This window comes from Vibrio paucivorans (assembly GCF_054053395.1).
In genome coordinates, this window is the sequence record NZ_CM133230.1 from 2,836,804 (window position 1) to 2,855,862 (window position 19,059).

The 19,059-nt window shown below is 45.5% G+C and carries 20 protein-coding genes and 1 other RNA gene; 9 read left to right on the forward strand and 12 right to left on the reverse strand.

Annotation, left to right across the window (positions count from 1 at the left end; genetic code table 11):
- Nucleotides 1-12: 12 nt before the first annotated feature.
- From lepA to rpoE, 5 genes are all read right to left on the reverse strand, one after another.
- Nucleotides 13-1,806 (reverse strand): translation elongation factor 4, encoded by a 1,794-nt coding sequence (gene lepA / locus ACXABW_RS12825; RefSeq protein WP_252028260.1) that lies wholly within the window; start codon nt 1,804-1,806, stop codon nt 13-15.
- A gap of 121 nt (nt 1,807-1,927) precedes the next feature.
- Complete coding sequence (locus tag ACXABW_RS12830; RefSeq protein ID WP_252028262.1) at nt 1,928-2,398, reverse strand: SoxR reducing system RseC family protein; 471 nt, start codon at nt 2,396-2,398, stop codon at nt 1,928-1,930.
- Nucleotides 2,395-3,369 carry a sigma-E factor regulatory protein RseB gene (rseB, locus tag ACXABW_RS12835; RefSeq protein ID WP_457523021.1) on the reverse strand — a complete coding sequence of 325 codons (975 nt, stop codon included), beginning with the start codon at nt 3,367-3,369 and terminating at the stop codon, nt 2,395-2,397. Before rseB ends, ACXABW_RS12830 begins: the two co-directional genes overlap by 4 nt.
- Nucleotides 3,366-4,001: an RseA family anti-sigma factor gene (locus ACXABW_RS12840; RefSeq protein ID WP_252028266.1), complete on the reverse strand. Its 636-nt coding sequence runs from the start codon at nt 3,999-4,001 to the stop codon at nt 3,366-3,368. The genes rseB and ACXABW_RS12840 overlap by 4 nt, the downstream gene beginning before the upstream one ends.
- A 14-nt stretch (nt 4,002-4,015) precedes the next feature.
- Nucleotides 4,016-4,594, reverse strand: a complete 579-nt coding sequence (gene rpoE, locus ACXABW_RS12845) for an RNA polymerase sigma factor RpoE (protein ID WP_252028267.1) — start codon at nt 4,592-4,594, stop codon at nt 4,016-4,018.
- 343 nt (nt 4,595-4,937) lie between these two features.
- Here rpoE and nadB point away from each other — a divergent pair, with 343 nt between their 5' ends.
- The gene (nadB, locus tag ACXABW_RS12850) at nt 4,938-6,548 is read left to right on the forward strand and encodes an L-aspartate oxidase (RefSeq protein WP_252028269.1); all 1,611 of its coding nucleotides are present in this window, start codon (nt 4,938-4,940) and stop codon (nt 6,546-6,548) included.
- A 28-nt stretch (nt 6,549-6,576) separates the two neighbouring features.
- Here nadB and ACXABW_RS12855 read toward each other — a convergent pair whose 3' ends face one another.
- Nucleotides 6,577-6,882, reverse strand: a complete 306-nt coding sequence (locus ACXABW_RS12855; RefSeq protein ID WP_457523023.1) for a hypothetical protein — start codon at nt 6,880-6,882, stop codon at nt 6,577-6,579.
- A 61-nt stretch (nt 6,883-6,943) separates the two neighbouring features.
- Nucleotides 6,944-7,204 carry an FAD assembly factor SdhE gene (locus tag ACXABW_RS12860; RefSeq protein WP_252028273.1) on the reverse strand — a complete coding sequence of 87 codons (261 nt, stop codon included), beginning with the start codon at nt 7,202-7,204 and terminating at the stop codon, nt 6,944-6,946.
- Between the two features lie 195 nt (nt 7,205-7,399).
- On the opposite strand from ACXABW_RS12860, the gene ygfZ reads away from it, so the two are divergent.
- The 3 genes from ygfZ (at nt 7,400) to ACXABW_RS12875 (ending at nt 9,610) form a co-directional block, all read left to right on the forward strand.
- Nucleotides 7,400-8,371 (forward strand): tRNA-modifying protein YgfZ, encoded by a 972-nt coding sequence (ygfZ, locus tag ACXABW_RS12865; RefSeq protein WP_252028275.1) that lies wholly within the window; start codon nt 7,400-7,402, stop codon nt 8,369-8,371.
- Nucleotides 8,364-8,843, forward strand: coding sequence for an aminoacyl-tRNA deacylase (locus ACXABW_RS12870; protein ID WP_457523024.1), 480 nt, complete (start codon nt 8,364-8,366; stop codon nt 8,841-8,843). The genes ygfZ and ACXABW_RS12870 overlap by 8 nt, the downstream gene beginning before the upstream one ends.
- A gap of 560 nt (nt 8,844-9,403) precedes the next feature.
- Nucleotides 9,404-9,610 carry a DUF1107 domain-containing protein gene (locus tag ACXABW_RS12875; protein ID WP_252028279.1) on the forward strand — a complete coding sequence of 69 codons (207 nt, stop codon included), beginning with the start codon at nt 9,404-9,406 and terminating at the stop codon, nt 9,608-9,610.
- A gap of 75 nt (nt 9,611-9,685) precedes the next feature.
- On the opposite strand, the gene ACXABW_RS12880 is transcribed toward ACXABW_RS12875, so the two are convergent.
- The 3 genes from ACXABW_RS12880 to ACXABW_RS12890 are packed head-to-tail and all read right to left on the reverse strand — an operon-like array spanning nt 9,686 to nt 12,709.
- Nucleotides 9,686-10,906 (reverse strand): FAD-dependent 2-octaprenylphenol hydroxylase, encoded by a 1,221-nt coding sequence (locus ACXABW_RS12880; protein WP_457523026.1) that lies wholly within the window; start codon nt 10,904-10,906, stop codon nt 9,686-9,688.
- A 22-nt stretch (nt 10,907-10,928) separates the two neighbouring features.
- Nucleotides 10,929-12,107, reverse strand: coding sequence for a 2-octaprenyl-6-methoxyphenyl hydroxylase (gene ubiH / locus ACXABW_RS12885; RefSeq protein ID WP_457523028.1), 1,179 nt, complete (start codon nt 12,105-12,107; stop codon nt 10,929-10,931).
- Nucleotides 12,108-12,127: 20 nt separating this feature from the next.
- Entirely contained in the window at nt 12,128-12,709 is a 582-nt protein-coding gene (locus ACXABW_RS12890; RefSeq protein WP_252028285.1) for a YecA/YgfB family protein, read from the reverse strand.
- Nucleotides 12,710-12,951: 242 nt separating this feature from the next.
- Between ACXABW_RS12890 and zapA the strand changes: the two genes are divergently transcribed.
- From zapA to serA, 5 genes are all read left to right on the forward strand, one after another.
- Entirely contained in the window at nt 12,952-13,260 is a 309-nt protein-coding gene (zapA, locus tag ACXABW_RS12895; protein ID WP_457523029.1) for a cell division protein ZapA, read from the forward strand.
- 18 nt (nt 13,261-13,278) lie between these two features.
- Nucleotides 13,279-13,463, forward strand: a non-coding RNA gene (gene ssrS, locus ACXABW_RS12900) — 6S RNA.
- A gap of 60 nt (nt 13,464-13,523) precedes the next feature.
- Nucleotides 13,524-14,114 (forward strand): 5-formyltetrahydrofolate cyclo-ligase, encoded by a 591-nt coding sequence (locus tag ACXABW_RS12905; protein WP_457523030.1) that lies wholly within the window; start codon nt 13,524-13,526, stop codon nt 14,112-14,114.
- Nucleotides 14,115-14,200: 86 nt separating this feature from the next.
- Entirely contained in the window at nt 14,201-14,857 is a 657-nt protein-coding gene (gene rpiA, locus ACXABW_RS12910) for a ribose-5-phosphate isomerase RpiA (protein ID WP_252028291.1), read from the forward strand.
- 252 nt (nt 14,858-15,109) lie between these two features.
- The gene (gene serA / locus ACXABW_RS12915) at nt 15,110-16,339 is read left to right on the forward strand and encodes a phosphoglycerate dehydrogenase (RefSeq protein WP_252028293.1); all 1,230 of its coding nucleotides are present in this window, start codon (nt 15,110-15,112) and stop codon (nt 16,337-16,339) included.
- Between the two features lie 69 nt (nt 16,340-16,408).
- Here serA and ilvN read toward each other — a convergent pair whose 3' ends face one another.
- Entirely contained in the window at nt 16,409-16,903 is a 495-nt protein-coding gene (gene ilvN / locus ACXABW_RS12920) for an acetolactate synthase small subunit (protein WP_252028295.1), read from the reverse strand.
- Between the two features lies 1 nt (nt 16,904).
- A complete protein-coding gene (locus ACXABW_RS12925) occupies nt 16,905-18,626 on the reverse strand; it encodes an acetolactate synthase 3 large subunit (RefSeq protein ID WP_252028297.1) in 1,722 nt (573 codons plus the stop codon).
- Between the last annotated feature and the right edge of the window lie 433 nt (nt 18,627-19,059).

Sequence of the window (19,059 nt, forward strand, 5' to 3'; positions counted from 1 at the left end):
TTAAGTTCAACTCTAATCTTTGCCTACGTGAAGAATTGCGAGGAACGCTTCTTGTGGCAGCTCAACGTTACCGATCTGCTTCATACGTTTTTTACCTTCTTTCTGCTTCTTCAGTAGCTTTTTCTTACGACTCACGTCACCACCGTAACACTTCGCAATTACGTTCTTACGTAGCTGTTTAACCGTTGAACGTGCAATGATGTGGTTACCGATCGCTGCCTGAATAGCAATATCGAACATTTGGCGAGGGATGAATTCCTTCATTTTCTCAACAAGTTGACGACCACGAGTTTGCGACTGGTCTTTATGGGTGATCATCGCAAGTGCATCAACGGTATCACCGTTAAGTAGAACATCAACACGAACCATGTTTGACGCTTCAAAGCGCTGGAAGTTGTAGTCTAGCGATGCATAGCCACGTGAGGTTGACTTCAGACGGTCAAAGAAATCCAATACCACTTCAGCCATCGGGATATCGTACGTCACAGCAACTTGGTTACCGTGGTAAACCATATCTACCTGAACGCCACGCTTCTCGACACAAAGGGTAATTACGTTACCTAAATACTCTGAAGGAACCAGAATATTACAACGTGCAATCGGCTCACGAATTTCTTCAATATCATTAACCGCTGGGAGCTTAGCAGGGCTATCTACGTATAGTAAATTACCGTTAGTTTCTTCAACTTCATAAACTACTGTTGGTGCCGTTGTGATCAGGTCAAGATCGTATTCACGCTCTAGACGCTCTTGAATGATTTCCATGTGCAACATGCCAAGGAAACCACAACGGAAACCAAAGCCAAGCGCTGCTGAGTTTTCTGGCTCATAGAACAGAGACGCATCGTTCAAGCTCAGTTTACCTAACGCATCACGGAAGTTTTCGTAATCGTCAGAAGATACCGGGAATAAACCTGCGTACACCTGAGGCTTAACCTTCTTAAAGCCTGGTAGTGCTGTTTCACAACCGTTCTTGGATAGTGTTAGCGTATCACCTACAGGTGCGCCAAGAATGTCCTTGATACCACACACAACCCAGCCTACTTCGCCAGTACGTAGAACATCAGTATCTACTTGTTTCGGTGTGAAGATACCTAGGCGATCAACACCCCACACTTGGCCAGTGCTCATAACTTTGATCTTGTCATTCTTCTTCAGCTCACCGTTTTTGATACGAACTAAAGAAACAACACCAAGGTAGTTATCAAACCATGAGTCAATAATCAGTGCTTGTAGCGGCGCTTCAGGATCGCCTTCGGGCGCAGGAATAGCAGAAACAATGTTTTCTAGAACATCGTCGACGCCAATACCTGTTTTCGCACTACAACGAGTCGCTTCCATCGCATCAATACCTACGATTTCTTCGATCTCTTCTGCTACGCGCTCTGGATCTGCTGCTGGTAAGTCAATTTTGTTCAAAATTGGCACTACCTCTAGATCCATTTCGATCGCGGTATAACAGTTCGCAAGAGTTTGCGCTTCAACACCTTGTCCAGCATCAACAACCAACAATGCGCCTTCACAGGCAGCGAGAGAGCGTGATACTTCGTACGCGAAGTCTACGTGTCCTGGAGTATCGATGAAGTTAAGCTGATACGTTTCACCATCTTTGGCAGTGTAGTTCAGTGTCACACTCTGAGATTTGATGGTGATACCGCGCTCACGCTCAAGGTCCATAGAATCAAGAACCTGCGCAGCCATTTCACGGTCGCTCAATCCACCACAAACTTGGATTAGACGGTCAGATAGGGTCGACTTACCATGGTCGATGTGGGCGATAATCGAAAAATTACGAATGTGCTTCATGATTTGGTGTGAATTAACTCGTTGCTATAAGGATAAATAAGAAAGCCGTCTTTTGACGGCATTTCAATCAAGTTGGCAGATTCTACCCAATTTCTAGGCGGTTCGCACCATTATTTGCTGGCTAGGTGAGTGGCTTTCCTAGAACACGAAGTAAAATGACTTGCTGCTTAGAGGCTTGCTCAAGTTTTGTTGCTAAACGCTTAGCTATGGTAAACCCACCCCAAGCGAACAAAACCGATGATAAAATGACGATTCCTTCCCCCATTGAAAACACGGGGGCCAGCAACCACTGACCAATCAGGGCACCAAACATCATCATCAATAATGGAACGATATATACAACAGCAGCGGATTGAATCAAGCTCTTTTCAGGAAAGCCAATCTCGACAACTTCACCTTTGGACACCCCTTTCTGGGTGGTGAGCTGCCAAGATAGAGCCTTATTCCCTACTGCCTTTGATACAATGCCTGTACCACAGCTTTTTTGCGACGAGCAACTACTACAACTCGTTTGCTGTTCGCAGCTAAGCTCTACACGATACCCTTTCGAATCATGCTCTACGGAAGCCACTGTCGCCAATGCTGTCATCATTGGGTTGAGGTCTCAGATTGAGGCTGAGGTTGGAAAGTCACTGACTGCGCAATACGCTTTGCAGTTGCTGGCGGAATATCGCCAATCACAGAAACTTCGGCATCACCTTGCACAAAGCTATGCAAAGTGCGTCTGCCCTGTCTTACCAACTGACCGCGCAATGAATTGTTATCGCTGTCGGACACATATACAGAGAAACTGAATAAGCCATCACTATACACTTGGCTCTCTACCATACGATCGGTATTGGCCATACGGTAACGATTTAGATCTTTCGCTTCAAAACCGTTCGGGATCCAACCAACACTCCAGTCAGTTTGTTTGACATTACCTTTTGGCAAAGACAGTACCTCTGGCAACTGTACTTCATTAAGACCGTCTAAGATATTCGCAATTTGATCATTGATAGAATAAGAAATGGTACGGTACTGTTCTAGCACCTCGCCATCTCGGTCAACCAAATCTGCGCGCAATGGCAGTTTAGTCTTTTCATCGACCCATAATACGTACGAGTACCTTAAGCCATCTTTTGGCACAACTCTCAATACCTGACATGCAGCACCAGCTTCGCGCGCGCGACCCACTTGAATAAAGTCGTAGAATTCGCTCAGCTCACCTACATCGCTATTTAGCAAAGGGATCGTTGGAGCAACCATCTGCCCTGATTCAATCGTAAATGGGTCGGTACCCGGTTCAATATAGCTAATTTCAGAACCACGCCTTATCACTTCTCTTACTGGGCCGCTAAGGTACACAAGATGGGCTAATTGTTGGGAGTCTTGACGAGCGTGACGATACAACAGCGGTTCAATGCTGTTCTTTTTGATAAGGATATAGGAGAGCTCGTAATTTAAATGCTGACTCGCTTCGTTCATTTGAAGCAACAAAGCCTCTGCAGGCGTTTGCTCTGCAAAGGCATTGGTTGTATTCAAGCTGAACAGCGTCAGAGCACTGATCAGAAATTTTTTCATTCAACTACCGGTTCTATATGATCGAAATCCGCTTTTTCACCTTCGCTATTTAGGCGAAGCTGTAATTCGTAGTCTTGCAGCAGAGCATTCACTCGGCGTCTTTGTTCTTGCACATTAACGTTATTGTTAGATTTTTCAACCGACTCTCTTGTTAAGCTCACAGGCTCTGCACTACCCGAAAACGGAATGGTTTCTAACACAGGCAGTTGGTCGGCAGCTGGCTGAGCGGAATCGCTTCCACCGTATTGCTGAACACCAAGAATAACCGCTAAAGATACACAAGCAGCCACAGCAACTTGACCAAATTGCGCTAACCAAGCAGGAAGCTGACGCTTCGCTTGAGCAGGTGTTGGTTGCGACTCGATATGTGGTGTTGCAACTTCCGCAACACTACTTTGATTCAACGCACTATGCGCTGGTTCATCTTCGAGCGCCAATGCAACACTTTCAGCAATATTCCACTCCGGCTTTTCCGGGGCATCGCCACGCATCACATCACCAATCAAATGGTAATTTTTCCACGTTTGTAGGCTTTCTTGATCGTGCTCCAATTCTGAAATTAGAACTTTATCGATCGTTTCTCCATCCATGAGTGCTGAAAGTTTTTCTTTGTCAGCCATTATTTTCACCATAGTAATTACTGGTTCTAGCGTTGCAAAAGAGGTTTGATTTTCTTTTCCACCGCCTCACGAGCTCGGAAGATACGCGAACGCACCGTTCCTACGGGGCAATCCATTACTTCAGCAATTTCCTCATAGCTTAAGCCGTCAAGCTCTCGCAAGGTCATCGCGGTTTTTAAATCTTCAGGAAGTGCTTCTATCGCACTGAAAACAACTTGTTTCAGTTCTTTCGACAACGTTAAGTTCTCAGGGTTCGATATTTCTTTTAACGCACTTCCCGTTTCGTAATATTCAGCTTCTTCAGCATCAACATCGCTTGCAGGTGGCCTTCTGCTCTGTGCAACGATGTGATTCTTAGCGGTATTTACGGCAATTCGATATAACCAAGTATAGAAGGCGCTCTCACCACGAAAAGTAGGGATCGCCCTATACGCCTTTATGAAAGCCTCTTGGGCTACATCGGCTACATCTCCAGAATTGCTCACATACCGAGAGATAAGGTTGCACACTTTATTTTGGTATCGTAAAACCAATAGGTTAAAAGCTTGCTTATCTCCACTCTGAACTCGCTCAATCAATACTTGATCGGTCAGCTGCTCGTTCATTCGAGCGTGTACTCCTATTGTTATTTACTCTTATCCTCACAGATATGAGCATTAATTATGCAAAATGTAGTATTGACACCACCGCTTACATGAGCACTATTGTGACTCAGTGAATGTAAGAAAGTTCCACCCTTTCTCAAATAAATTACTCTTTATTTTGGGCAGTGTGATGTAATCGTCACTAATTGATTGCTCAAATACTGGGGATGAAAGCGGTGAAAAGCAATGGTATTTACAAAGTATTGCATCAGCAGTAGTGGTAATATACCAGCAGTAAACGCTATTTGGCGTAGTTAATAGAGAGTTGGACGACTCTAATATAGTTCGGGATTTTAATACTTTTATGAACGCAAACCGTGAACATCAATGTGATGTGTTAGTGGTGGGCAGTGGCGCAGCGGGTTTGTCGCTGGCTTTACGTGTCGCTGAGCATGGCAAAGTTATCGTGCTGAGTAAGGGCCCACGTAGTGAAGGTGCAACCTATTACGCACAAGGTGGTATTGCCGCCGTATTCGATGAGTCGGACAGCATCGAATCTCATGTGCAAGATACGCAAATCGCCGGTGCAGGGATCTGCGAAGAAGACACCGTGAAATTTATCGCCGAAAACGCAAAAGACTGCGTACAGTGGTTGATTGATGGCGGCGTTCCTTTCGACCGTGAAGATGATGATAGCGATGAATCTCCGCGTTACCATTTAACACGCGAAGGTGGTCATAGCCACAGGCGAATTCTTCATGCTGCCGATGCAACTGGCATGGCAATGCAAACTTCTTTGCAAGACAACGTGCACAACCACCCAAATATCACGGTTTTAGAGCGTCATAACGCATTAGATCTGATCACTGAAGATAAAGTTGGTGGTGATAAAAACAAAGTTGTCGGGGCTTACATTTGGAACCGCAACGACGAACATGTCGAAACAGTACGTGCTAAGTTTGTCGTCCTAGCCACTGGTGGTGCTTCCAAGGTATATCAATACACATCTAATCCAGATGTCTCATCTGGAGATGGTATTGCAATGGCTTGGCGTGCAGGCTGTCGCGTCGCCAACTTGGAGTTTAACCAATTCCACCCAACCTGTTTGTTCCACCCTGAAGCGAGAAACTTCCTGCTGACAGAAGCACTTCGCGGTGAAGGCGCATATTTGAAACGCCCTGATGGCACACGCTTTATGCCCGATTTTGATGATCGTGGCGAGCTTGCCCCGCGTGATGTGGTTGCTCGAGCGATAGACTTTGAGATGAAAAGACTGGGTGCTGATTGTATGTACTTAGATATCAGCCACAAGCCCGCTGATTTTATCGAAAAGCATTTTCCGACCATCCACATGCGCTTGCAAGACCTTGGCATTGATATGACCAAAGAAGCGATTCCTGTCGTACCTGCAGCGCACTACACTTGTGGTGGCGTTATCGTCAATCAGCAAGGTAAAACAGACCTTTCTCAGCTGTATGCGATTGGTGAAGTGAGCTACACCGGCTTACACGGTGCTAACCGAATGGCGTCAAACTCCCTGTTAGAGTGTGTGGTTTATGCTTGGTCTGCTTCCAATGACATCATCAAGAAAATTGCCAATGCTGAGCTTCCACCTACACTACCGGCGTGGGATGAAAGCCAAGTCAGCTGTTCTGATGAAGAAGTCGTAATCCAACATAACTGGCACGAACTGCGTTTGTTTATGTGGGATTACATGGGCATCGTTCGCACAGATAAGCGACTAGAACGCGCATTACGACGCATCCAGCTGTTGCAACAAGAAACCCATGAGTACTACAGTAACTTCAAGGTATCGAATAACCTTCTCGAGCTTCGTAACCTATTGCAAGTTGCAGAGTTAATGGTTCGCTGCGCGATGCAACGTAAAGAAAGCCGGGGGCTGCACTACACCTTGGACTACCCTGAACTCGCTGAAGACAGTGGGCCGACTATTTTAAGTCCACATAAATCTTAAACCCGAGTAAATGAACATAAAGGGAGCATCACTGCTCCCTTTTTAGTTCCGACACCACTCGACGATAGTCAGCTTCGCAGAGGCTATCTCGCCATAAGCAATAACGCTTTCCATCCGAATAGGTAATTAAAATTGCCAACCAAGAATAGGCCAACTGCGCGTGACGAATTGAGTTCGACTGATTATTTACTTCGAGAATATTACCGGGTTTGACGGTCAGTTTTCCCTTCAGTGGTGCAGGAAAGAAACCACCTTTTAGGTAAAGCGCAGCGACTATCAGAGCGAGATATAGCGTGATAACAAGAGGAATTGGCGAAACAATGAGCGCCCACATTGCGAACACCAGTACAACAGTATTGGCAAAATGGGCGTATGAAGAATGGGCTAGGTTAAGGTTAGCGCACCTTGCTAAGGTTGTGAGCGACAATCTTATCTACCATTGACGCATGACCTAAGTTTTCACTTCGGCCGTGGCCCATTATCCATGTAAACAGATCAGGGTCATCGCATTCAAGCAACGAAACAAAATCCTGCTGTTCGTTGTCATTTAGTTCATCAAAGCACTCTTCAAAAAAAGGCATGATAACGACGTCTAGCTCGAGCATACCGCGGCGGCATCCCCACTTAATACGAGCTTTCTCTTCTGTGGTGTACATTCCACGTCCTCACATTGAATCCTAACGTGTCAGATTGTAACAATCTCACTACTCACCATCTAGCGGATAAATCTCAGTCCGTGCTTTGGTCGACAAAAAGATAATCGCTCACTTGCTCACTACGTCTTGAAGTGGTTGAGCATTCAGGATTACCATAGCGACAACCCTTTACCAAATGCGATTAGGTACTCATACATGGACTGGCAAAACACATTCACTCCGTTCTCTATAGCCTCTGACGAAGCGCTTCCACCACTCATTTTGTCTCACCTAACCACTTGGGGAGCCATCACAATAGTAGGCGATGACAAAAAGTCTTACTTACAAGGACAAGTGACTTGCGATGTAGTGACCTTAACCGAAGATGAGTCAACACTGGGTGCACATTGTGATGCCAAAGGAAAAGTCTGGAGTATTTTTAGGTTGTTCAATCACAACCAAGGCTATGCCATGCTTCAGCCGCACTCAGCGATCGAAGTTGAACTGGCTGAAATTCGTAAGTACGCCGTATTCTCTAAAGTCGATATTGCTCAAAGCAGCGATGTCATCCTAGGCGTTATTGGTGAACAGGCGCAAACGTTAGTTGATGGTTTATCAGAATCACGCGGCAACGTTCGAGCAATAGAGGGTGGTAGCGCAATAAAAGTCGACAGTTCACGCTGGGTGCTACTTCTGACAGAAGAAGCAGCGCAAAAAGTCGTAGAGAGTCATGATGCAGTCAATACCGACGCCGCAATCTGGACACGTTTTGATATTGAAGCGGCACTACCAATCATCGAAAAGGACCAGCAAAACGCTCACATACCACAAGCGGTAAACTTAGATGCGCTGGGAGGCATTAGTTTCTCTAAAGGTTGCTACACTGGTCAGGAAACCGTAGCTAGGGCGAAGTATCGTGGTATGAACAAACGCGCGATGTTTATTGTAAAAGGTACCACCAGCGAGCCATTGAACATGGATGCTCCTGTATCACTAGAGCGTGCAGTGGGTGAGAACTGGCGTAGCGCAGGTCAATTATTGGCAAGCTACCAATTCTCCAATAATCAAGCGATTGGCCTTCTTGTTGCTTCAAAAGATCTCGATTCAGATACTCAGCTTCGATTGGCAGAACAACCGGATCAGCTGTGGTCACTTGAAGCACTGCCATACACGCTAGACGATGAGTAACCCCTTCTCCACCGAGCTTACACGCTATCTTGAGCAACAGCAGGTACCTTTTACGCTGTTGCTCCAAGAAAAGCCAACGCTCACCATTGAAGAAACGGCCAGCGCGCGTGGGATAAACGCCAAGCAGATGGTCAAATCTATTTTGCTGCGAGACATGGGCGGCCAGTATGCCTTAGCGTGCGTGCCCGGCGATCAAGCGGTTGATCCGAAGAAAGTACGTTCGGTATTAACGAGCCGAAGAATGACTTGTGTTAGCCTTGAAGACGTACCTCAGATTACTGGTTATCAAGTCGGGACGGTAGCGCCACTATTGCTCGCAACGGAGATGCCTATTGTCTTAGATCCCCAACTTCTTGATAACAACTTGGTCACTATCAGCAGCGGTCACCCCATGGCTGGTATTGCTTTGGCTCCCGACTCATTACTTCGGCTTTGCCAACCAACCCTCGCGTCAATCTGTCGCGATGAATGAAACTTTCCAATTTATTGCATTTTGATGTGATCAGCCTCGTGGTAATCGATTGCACTCGTTAAATTATTATTCATATTTAAAACATAAATAGTCACATAGCATTTTTTGCAGTATGCTGATCTTCGTTGGTTAAAATTGATGCAAATCGAGCAGTATTGCTGAGATCCTTCTCCAACGAAAAAGTGAATCCACTGATTGTTTCAGGACATCCACTTTTTGTGTAATGCATCTGTGACTATTCGCCCGCGCTAGAAGCGGGCTTTTTTTATGCAAAAAATTTACCGCAATTTCGCACAATCTAAAAATTTCCAACTATTCTTAAAACTGTCACATAGCTCCGGCTTAATATGCACGAGCTATGGTTCACCCGTGGTTCCTATAGAAAGATAACTTTGAGGAAGTTGTCACATAAACTTGGATATAATTCCAAAAAACTGCTTACAGCAGCACAAATATCCAAGGTTATCAGTTGAATCTGCATAATCCCCTATCTTCATCACAATATTATTATCGGGGCTTTTTTATAATCTGCAGTGCTAGAAGAATAAAAGGAAAGATATATGAGACTGTTTAAGCGCTATACACCAGGTATGATTGCTAAACATGTAAGTCGTTTATTTAAGGGAAGAATCTACATCTACGGAGTTGGAAAATTTGAATTTGATAATGGCAAACTCATCTTGCCAGACCGCGCAGAAAAAAGGCATTTTCAAGCGGTAAAAGAGGTAAACAACGAGATCATGAAACTTCGTTGTGCATACGCCTAAGGCGAAATTCTTCACACCTCTTCGCATAAAGCACAAATTAGAAGGGTTGGCACTTGCCAACCCTTTCCGTTTCTATCAGCCCTTAGAGCTTGTACCAGCTAACTCTGGTAAGTGCCCTTTTAACCCTAACGCGCGTTTCATTATCTCGTCTTTGGCACCTGGAATTTGTCCCGCGAGCTTCATTCCAATCCCGCGGATGAGCTTCTTCGCTGGGTTATTGCCTTCAAACAAATCTTTAAATCCTTGCATTGCTGCGATCATTTTCGCCGCCTCTGCTTTTCGCCAGCGCTCATAATCACGTAAATTGCGTTTACTGCCGAAATCTTCGCCTTTATGCCATAACGCTAACACTTCTTGTGCCAAACTGGCTGCATCAAGCAAGCCTAGGTTCACCCCTTGCCCTGCCAGAGGATGAATTGTATGAGCAGCATCACCGACTAAAGCAACACGCTCTACAGCAAAGTCACGTGCGTAGCGCATTTTCAACGGGAATGCGAAACGTTCACCAACCACTTCACATAAGCCCAAGCGGTTATCAAACTCAGAAGTGAGTGCTTTATTGAACTCGTTCGGAGACATCGCGACTAAACGCTCCGCGCGGCTAGGTTCAGTAGACCACACGATAGAGCTCATGTTGTCGCCTGACATTGGCAAAAACGCCAATGGGCCTTGAGGAGTAAAAGTTTGCCTCGCAACCGCTTGGTGTGGCTCAACAGTACGAATATTTGCAACCACTGCACTGTGGCCATAATCCCAATGCGTGAGAGGAATATCCAACTGATTACGCACCCAAGAATTCGCCCCATCCGCGCCAACTACCAGCTTGGCAGTAATCGCTTGGCCATTGTCTAACGTTAACCAGGCTTCACTTTCACCAATCGCCATCGTGGCGCACTTAGCTGGCATAAACAGAGTCACATTGCTTTGCTGCGTAACTTGCTCGAGTAGAGATAACTGAATAACTCGGTGTTCAACAATATGGCCTAAATCAGGCTGAGCGAGTTGATTAGCACTAAACTCGATACGAGCGAAACTGTCTTGCTCCCACACTTCCATCGCAGAATACGGCGAAGCACGTCGCTGCATAATGCCATCCCAAGCACCTAGATTCTTGAGAATATTTTCGCTTGAGCGGCTCAGAGCAGAAACACGAACATCGGGTAATTCGTTGAGTTGATCATCAGGTTGTTGCCCTTCAATCACTGCTATTCTCAATTCAGAATCTTTAAATGCAGCAGCCAGTGCAAGGCCAACCATTCCACCGCCTACAATTGCGATATCAACACTTTGCATCATTCTATTTTGTACCTTTTGCTAATTAGCGTTCTACAATGCCGAGAGTTCGACGCAGTAATGGAGCCTTGAAGGCTGGGAGGTTATCCATTGCAAATAGCCCTAAGTTTCGACCGATTCTAGTCGCAAGCCAATCATTGGAAAACAGATGAACAAGGCTAGATGTCAGCTCGATGATTGCTTTTCTATCACCTTGCCTTCTTTTCTTATAAGACATTAACGAAGCATAACTTCCGATATCGTTCGAATGCGCCATTATCTCTTCCGCTAAACTTGCTACATCGCGTATGCCCAAGTTAAAGCCCTGCCCGGCTATAGGGTGCAGTGTTTGCGCCGCATTGCCAACGATAGCGAAACGATGAGCGATATTTTGTTCTCGATAACGCAGCAATAGCGGGTAACTCGCGCGTGAGCCTACCTTTTCCAGTTTACCCAAACGCCAGCCAAATTCTTCTTGCAACTGGTGTAAAAACGCGCCGTCGTCCATTTCCATGACAGTTTGAGCGCTTTCCGGCGGTAAACACCACACCAAAGACAAACGGTTTTCACTCATCGGCAATAGCGCAACTGGACCATGCTGAGTAAATCGTTCAAAAGCACGACCTGCATGTGGCTCACTGGACACGATATTGGCAATCACTGCGACTTGCTCAAAATCATGCTCATTTAACTCCAAGCCGATTTGCTGACAACACGTCGACACAGCACCATCCGCGGCAACCAGAAGCTTGGCTTGAAGCTCATCACCACTAGAGAGCTTGATCTGAGTGGTATCGAGTTGTTGGTTAATTTCAGCCACCGAATCTGGGCAGTAAAAGGTGACATTATCCGCTTGCTGCAACTGTTCTGCGTAAATGCGGCCAATGTCGGCTAGCTCCACTACATACCCTAGTGCGGGTACAGACAAGTCATTGGTCCGAATATCCGTCATCCCAGCATGACTGCGATCAGACACGTGAATATGTTCGATCGCTGTAGCAACTGGTTGAATTTCTGACCATAACTTGAACTGTTTAAGAACCTCAATGGTTCCGTAGGACAAAGCAATAGAACGAGAATCAAACCCCGGATGAGATTGATGATCGGTTTCGAACGGTTCTACAACCGCTACCGACAGTGCTCCAGAACTCATTCGGCTTAAGGCGAGTGCCAGAGTTGCACCAGCCATCGCACCGCCAGCAATTACAACGTCATATTGCTTCATTCAGCCCAGCTCCTATCGGATTAGTGAATAGTCGGTGATGGCTCTGCATCTTTACTTGGTTTTACGCCAAACTCAGCGTGAATCGTGAGAGCACAAGCCTTCACGTGCTCAACCACTTGCTCAAGCAAAATAGCTTGCTCTTGCATGTCATCATCTTCATCGATGCCTAGCTTGGCTATTTCTTCAAGGTCAGCCAACGCTTCTTTACAATCAGCCGAGGCTTTATTCATTTTTGCTCCGACTAAGCCTAAACCAGAAATGAAGTGATTGACCCAATCTGCGACACCATCAGCCATATCAAATAAGCTCGCGCTTGCGTCTTCATCAGGCAACAGTACTGACAGTTCCATGCTGCTACCGGTTAACTCAGATTTGGTCACATCCAAAATTTGCTGAGCCACTTTAAGAGCCTTATCCGGCCAGCCCATACCTTCATTGGTGTAGTCGAAAATCAGAGGTTGCCAGCTATCATCATTCAAGCTCAAGCCACCACTCAACATACCAGCAATCAGTCCGTGCAGTTCAGCAGGATTTACCGCCAGTGCCGATGACTGTAATGTTGAAGCGGAAGAAAGATAATCTGGAAGTGTTTTTTCACTCATGTGGGCAACCCAATAAATTCAAATTTCTCCAATCGTATCACTTCACCCACTGAGCGAAAATGGCAGAGAAGCAATTGTGGGTAGCTTTTGCTCAAATTGCCCAATATCTGTGTTATTAAGCTGCCATTTACATGACCACCGTGGGAAAAGCTTGAATGTTATAGGCGCTTTTCCTATAGTTTCCCCCTCGGTGGTTGTATTATTATCAGCCCCTTAAGTAGCGCGAAAAGAGTTCATCCATCATGAGTAATCAAGCGGTAGACGTTGAAATTTTAGGTAAACTGACTCGAGTCAATTGCCCTGCGGGTCAAGAAGAGTCACTGATTGAAGCGGCAAAAGATCTTGATAATCGACTGAAAGAGATGACTGAGCGTACTAAGGTCACTAACGAAGTTCAGTTACTGAAGTTTGCAGCACTGAACATTTGCTATGAACTGCGAACCAAAAACCAAGCCGAGCAAGATCAACAGGACTTGCTAACAGAGCGAATGGAGCAGCTCTCTGCATCTTTGGAAGATGCACTGCGTAAAGTTAACGCTGGACAGCAATAAACTTTACTCACGACAAAATTTACCCTGGAGTGTGCGTCAGCAGGATTTAAGTCCCTGAGCCGATAAGCAATACCCAAGGGTTAGTACTTGATAACTATTGAGCAAGCTCGGCTCGTATCGAGAAGCCTACGGTCATCATTGCTGATCCGCCTTGAACCAGCTGGTTCAAGGGCCACAATCCTCAACGGCACTCTGGGGTATCCTCTCGATACCTATCACGCTATTCTATTCACCATGTCGTTACTCACACATAAGGTGAAGGGATGCCTCTCTCAAGACAAGATTTTCGCAAGCAAATCCGTCACATACGCAATCAGCTTAGTGATCGTCAGCAAGTTCAAGCAGGGCAAACACTCGTCCAACAGTTTTCTTCAATTCGAAAAATTGAACACTGTCAGCGCATAGCAGTCTACCTTTCTGCGGATGGTGAAATTGATACCAATCCATTAATCGAATGGCTATGGCAGCAAGGCAAGTCAGTTTATCTCCCTGTTCTGCATCCATTTTCCAAAGGGCACTTACTGTTCCTGCATTACACGCCAGACACACCCATGGTACATAACAAATACGGCATTCTTGAACCTAAGCTAAATCAAACGCTGATTGCTCCAGTTAACAGCCTCGACTTAATCTGCACGCCATTGGTCGGATTCGATTCCCAAGGCCACAGATTGGGGATGGGGGGAGGCTATTACGACCGAACCCTTGAGAGCTGGTTTAAAACAGGCTTAGGCCCAGTTCCTCTCGGTTTAGCACACGACTGCCAACACGTTGAACAACTGCCTACCGAATCTTGGGATGTTCCACTCCCTAAAATAGTGACGCCAAGCAAAATATGGCAATGGGAATCCTAACGCATTCTAGCTATAATCACGCCGCTTACACGGCATTCAAGCCGTAAGACTCAATCCAATACCGTCACACATCTCAGGAGATAGGCATGACTCAAGATGAAATGAAAAAAGCCGCTGGTTGGGCAGCGCTAAAGTATGTAGAAAAAGGCAGCATCGTAGGTGTTGGTACAGGCTCTACTGTTAATCACTTCATCGACGCTTTAGGTTCAATCAAAGAAGAGATCAAAGGTGCGGTATCAAGCTCAGAAGCCTCAACAGAACGTTTAAAAGCACTAGAAATCGAAGTATTCGACTGCAATGAAGTCGCAGGCCTTGATGTTTACGTAGATGGCGCAGACGAAATCAACCCGACACGTGACATGATCAAAGGCGGTGGTGCAGCGCTCACTCGTGAGAAGATCGTTGCCGCGATTGCAGATAAGTTTGTTTGTATCGTTGATGGTAGCAAAGCCGTTGACGTACTGGGTGAATTCCCACTGCCAGTTGAAGTCATTCCAATGGCGCGCTCTTACGTAGGTCGCGAACTGGTGAAACTAGGCGGAGATCCGGTATACCGTGAAGGTGTTATTACCGACAACGGCAACGTGATTCTTGATGTTCACAGTTTGAAAATCACAGATGCAAAAGCTCTGGAAGACAAAATTAATGCTATCGCTGGTGTTGTGACTGTTGGTCTATTCGCTCATCGCGGCGCAGATGTTGTCATTACAGGAACGCCTGAAGGCGCAAAAATCGAAGAATAAGACCTTCATTTTTGTTGTTTCATTACAAACGGTGCCTATTGGCGCCGTTTTTTCATTTTAGTCTATAAAAATTATGCCTTATTCCGTAATTTTCTTACCCAAACTGTATTTTTTTTGTTAACTTAATGGTCAGAAGACGCACAAGGAAAACGTTTGCGTGCTACATAATGCCTACAAAAACGTTTGCTTTACCTACTTTTGCTTAATGTGCGCCCGTTAAGCCCAAATTTCCCCACTTTAAGGAAGAAGACAATGGCCAAAGTTTCACTGGAAAAAGACAAAATTAAGATCCTCTTGCTTGAAGGTCTACATCCATCATCTGTAGAAGTTCTTCAGGCTGCTGGTTATACCAATATCGAATACCACAAGGGCTCTCTTCCAGAAGAAGAACTACTTGAAGCGGTGAAAGATGTTCACTTTATCGGTATTCGTTCGCGCACTAACCTATCCCAGCAAGTTATCGATGCCGCTGAAAAGTTAGTGGCTATCGGTTGTTTCTGTATTGGTACCAACCAAGTAGATCTCAATGCAGCTGCAGAACGTGGTATTCCAGTTTTCAACGCACCATTCTCAAATACACGCAGTGTTGCTGAACTAGTACTTGGCCAAGTGCTTCTGCTGCTACGCGGGATTCCAGAGAAAAACGCACTGGCGCACCGAGGCATTTGGAAAAAGAGTGCCGATAATTCTTATGAAGCCCGTGGTAAGCGCTTAGGTATCATTGGTTACGGCCACATCGGAACGCAGCTGGGTATTATTGCCGAAAACTTAGGTATGCGTGTTTACTTCTATGACATTGAAAACAAGCTGTCGTTGGGTAACGCTACTCAAGTACATACGATGAGCGACCTGCTAAACAAGTGTGATGTCATTTCTTTGCACGTACCTGAAACGGCTGGCACTAAGAATATGATGGGTGCAGAAGAGTTTGCTCGTATGAAGCCGGGCTCTATCTTCATCAATGCCGCACGCGGTACAGTCGTCGATATTCCAGCACTTTGTGCTTCTTTAGAATCAGGCCACCTTGCTGGTGCGGCGATTGACGTGTTCCCTGTCGAGCCAAAAACCAATGCGGACCCGTTTGAGTCACCATTAATGCAGTTTGATAACGTTATCCTGACTCCTCACGTAGGTGGTTCTACACAAGAAGCTCAAGAGAACATCGGAGTCGAAGTAGCGGGTAAGCTGGCGAAATACTCTGACAATGGTTCAACACTATCAAGTGTGAACTTCCCTGAAGTATCACTGCCAGAACACCGTGAATGCTCTCGTCTACTCCACATTCACAAAAACCGCCCAGGTATCCTAACGCAAATCAACACCATCTTTGCCGAAGAAGGGATTAACATTGCAGGTCAGTACCTACAAACATCTTCAGACATGGGTTACGTAGTGATTGATGTTGAAACGGCTCGCTCTGAAGAGGCGTTGGCGAAACTGAAGAAAATCGAAGGCACGATCCGCGCTCGTATTCTTCACTAATCTAGCGAACCACAAAACACAAAACACAAAAAGGCCGCATAACAATGCGGCCTTTTTATTATCTACTATTTAAGCTTTTAGCGCACGCTCACCACGAGCGATACCTACCACACCACTACGCGCAACCTCTATCACGTCAGTGACTTCAGATAGCGCCTGAATGAAAGCATCCAGCTTTTCACTGGTACCCGCCATTTGTACGGTGTATTGAGAAGCCGTAACATCCACAATCTGACCTCGGAAAATGTCCGCAGTACGCTTCACTTCTGCACGAGCAAAACCACTCGCTTTCACCTTAACCATGAGCAGTTCACGCTCAATGTGTTCAAGCTCAGATACCTCTTGCACTTTAAGCACATCAATCAGCTTATGCAGCTGTTTTTGGATCTGCTCAAGCTGCATTTCATCTGACGTGGTCGTCACGTTCAAGCGAGAAAGTGTTTCATCATCCGTTGGTGACACGTTCAGTGACTCAATGTTGTAGCCGCGCTGAGAAAACAGACCAACTACACGAGATAGAGCACCAGGTTGGTTTTCCATTAATAGTGAAATTATGTGTCTCATATTAGGTTCTCTCCGTTTTGCTTAGCCACATTTTGTCCATACCCTCGCCTTTGATTTGCATTGGGTATACGTGCTCGGTGTCATCCACACTGATGTCGACGAATACTAAGCGATCTTTCATTTCGAGTGCTTTTTGCAATCCAGATTCTAGTTCGTCTGGCGACGAGATACGCATGCCTACATGGCCATACGCTTCTGCAATCGCGGCGAAATCTGGAACAGAGTCCATGTATGAGTTTGAGTGACGACCTTGATAAACAATGTCTTGCCACTGTTTCACCATTCCTAAGAAACGGTTGTTCAGGTTGATGATTTTAACCGGGATATTGTATTGCAGTGCTGTGGACAGCTCTTGGATATTCATCTGAATACTGCCATCACCTGTTACAACTACCACTTCTTCATCTGGGTTGGCGAATTTAACACCCATGCCCGCAGGCAAACCGAAGCCCATCGTGCCCAAGCCACCCGAGTTGATCCAGCGACGCGGCTTATTAAACGGGTAATAAAGCGCTGCAAACATCTGGTGCTGACCTACGTCAGACGCTACGTATGCGTCTCCATTAGTGACTTTATGCAGGGTTTCAATAACTTGTTGAGGCTTAATACGCTCTGAAGATTTATCGTATGCAAGGCAGTTACGATCTTGCCAAACTTTAATCTCGCTCCACCAGCTATCAAGTGCTTGTGCATCATTAGTTCCACCCTGTTCCTCCAGCACTTTTAGCATGCTTTCCAGTACTTTTTCAGCCGAACCAACAATGGGTAAATCAACCTTAACATTCTTAGAAATAGAAGATGGGTCGATATCAATATGCATGATTTTTGCGTCAGGACAGTACTTTTCTAAGTTGTTAGTCGTACGGTCATCAAAACGCACACCAATACCGAATATCAGATCGGCATTGTGCATAGCCATGTTAGCTTCATACACGCCGTGCATGCCTAACATACCTAATGAATTCTTGTGTGTGCCAGGGAAGGCACCTAGCCCCATAAGGGTGCTAACCACAGGTAGGTTCAGTGTTTCTGCAAGCTTCAATAAATGAGCATCAGCTTCAGAAATAATCGCGCCACCACCCACATAAAGAACGGGCTTCTTCGCGTCTAGTAACGCTTTCAAAGCCTTTTTGATCTGGCCCTTATGCCCCGAAATAGTCGGGTTGTAAGAGCGCATTTTGATCGATTTAGGGTATTCATATGGCAGCTTGATTTGTGGATTCATTACATCTTTTGGTAGATCAATAACCACTGGGCCAGGACGTCCAGTCGTAGAGATATAGAAGGCTTTCTTCATGATCTCTGGAATGTCTTCGGCTTTTTTCACTAAGAAGCTGTGTTTAACAATCGGGCGAGAAACACCCACGATGTCACACTCTTGGAAAGCATCGTTACCGATCAGGTTGTTCGGTACGTTACCTGAAATAACGATCATTGGAATGGAGTCCATATAAGCGGTTGCTATGCCTGTAACCGTATTGGTTGCTCCAGGACCAGAACACACTAGCACAACACCCGGTTTACCGGTTGCGCGCGTATAGCCATCTGCCATATGAGTTGCAGCTTGTTCGTGGCGAACAAGTACATGTTTGATTTGATCGGTTTTCGCATGAAGAGCGTCATAGATATCAAGAACAGAGCCACCAGGGTAACCAAAAATCTGTTCTACGCCTTCTTCGATCAGAGACTGAACCACCATCTCTGCGCCGGATAACATTGCCATATTTTTCTCCTTACCAGTGTCCGAGATGATTGGGTGTATCAAATGGGCTGGTTTTACATAGTCTAGGTCTTATTTGTAGCCTAATTCGAAATTTATCCACTTTCGGCTATGTCCTGTCTTTGTCATAACAAAGAACAAGGAATCGAAACAACTGTAACCTTTTATTTCCATACGGTCTAATGCGACAAAGATCCAAAATTTCCAGATCGTCTAGCTTTCAGCTAAATACCAAAATTAACCGCTACCTACTCTCAACATAACACCACATATTGAAATAAAAGCCAGACAAAAAAGAATTAAATATCAATGTAGGCGTTCTATTTAGAGCAAGTATTTGGTGTTTTCACCCCAGTTATTAATAAATCAAACAATAAAAAAGCCTCCACATCGCATGTGGAGGCTTTTTAATCACTTCAAATATTATCTAACGGAA

Excerpts from the sequence above, each read along its gene's own strand:
- ACXABW_RS12840 (WP_252028266.1), bottom strand. The coding sequence starts at position 4,001 with ATGGTGAAAATAATGGCTGACAAAGAAAAACTTTCAGCACTCATGGAT.
- ACXABW_RS12870 (WP_457523024.1), top strand. The coding sequence starts at position 8,364 with ATGAGTAACCCCTTCTCCACCGAGCTTACACGCTATCTTGAGCAACAG.
- ilvN (WP_252028295.1), bottom strand. The coding sequence starts at position 16,903 with ATGAGACACATAATTTCACTATTAATGGAAAACCAACCTGGTGCTCTA.
- ubiH (WP_457523028.1), bottom strand. The coding sequence starts at position 12,107 with ATGAAGCAATATGACGTTGTAATTGCTGGCGGTGCGATGGCTGGTGCA.
- ygfZ (WP_252028275.1), top strand. The coding sequence starts at position 7,400 with ATGGACTGGCAAAACACATTCACTCCGTTCTCTATAGCCTCTGACGAA.
- rpiA (WP_252028291.1), top strand. The coding sequence starts at position 14,201 with ATGACTCAAGATGAAATGAAAAAAGCCGCTGGTTGGGCAGCGCTAAAG.
- serA (WP_252028293.1), top strand. The coding sequence starts at position 15,110 with ATGGCCAAAGTTTCACTGGAAAAAGACAAAATTAAGATCCTCTTGCTT.
- rseB (WP_457523021.1), bottom strand. The coding sequence starts at position 3,369 with ATGAAAAAATTTCTGATCAGTGCTCTGACGCTGTTCAGCTTGAATACA.
- ACXABW_RS12830 (WP_252028262.1), bottom strand. The coding sequence starts at position 2,398 with ATGATGACAGCATTGGCGACAGTGGCTTCCGTAGAGCATGATTCGAAA.
- ACXABW_RS12875 (WP_252028279.1), top strand. The coding sequence starts at position 9,404 with ATGAGACTGTTTAAGCGCTATACACCAGGTATGATTGCTAAACATGTA.
- lepA (WP_252028260.1), bottom strand. The coding sequence starts at position 1,806 with ATGAAGCACATTCGTAATTTTTCGATTATCGCCCACATCGACCATGGT.
- ACXABW_RS12880 (WP_457523026.1), bottom strand. The coding sequence starts at position 10,906 with ATGATGCAAAGTGTTGATATCGCAATTGTAGGCGGTGGAATGGTTGGC.
- ACXABW_RS12905 (WP_457523030.1), top strand. The coding sequence starts at position 13,524 with ATGCCTCTCTCAAGACAAGATTTTCGCAAGCAAATCCGTCACATACGC.
- ACXABW_RS12890 (WP_252028285.1), bottom strand. The coding sequence starts at position 12,709 with ATGAGTGAAAAAACACTTCCAGATTATCTTTCTTCCGCTTCAACATTA.
- ACXABW_RS12860 (WP_252028273.1), bottom strand. The coding sequence starts at position 7,204 with ATGTACACCACAGAAGAGAAAGCTCGTATTAAGTGGGGATGCCGCCGC.
- ACXABW_RS12925 (WP_252028297.1), bottom strand. The coding sequence starts at position 18,626 with ATGGCAATGTTATCCGGCGCAGAGATGGTGGTTCAGTCTCTGATCGAA.
- zapA (WP_457523029.1), top strand. The coding sequence starts at position 12,952 with ATGAGTAATCAAGCGGTAGACGTTGAAATTTTAGGTAAACTGACTCGA.
- nadB (WP_252028269.1), top strand. The coding sequence starts at position 4,938 with ATGAACGCAAACCGTGAACATCAATGTGATGTGTTAGTGGTGGGCAGT.
- ACXABW_RS12855 (WP_457523023.1), bottom strand. The coding sequence starts at position 6,882 with ATGTGGGCGCTCATTGTTTCGCCAATTCCTCTTGTTATCACGCTATAT.
- rpoE (WP_252028267.1), bottom strand. The coding sequence starts at position 4,594 with ATGAACGAGCAGCTGACCGATCAAGTATTGATTGAGCGAGTTCAGAGT.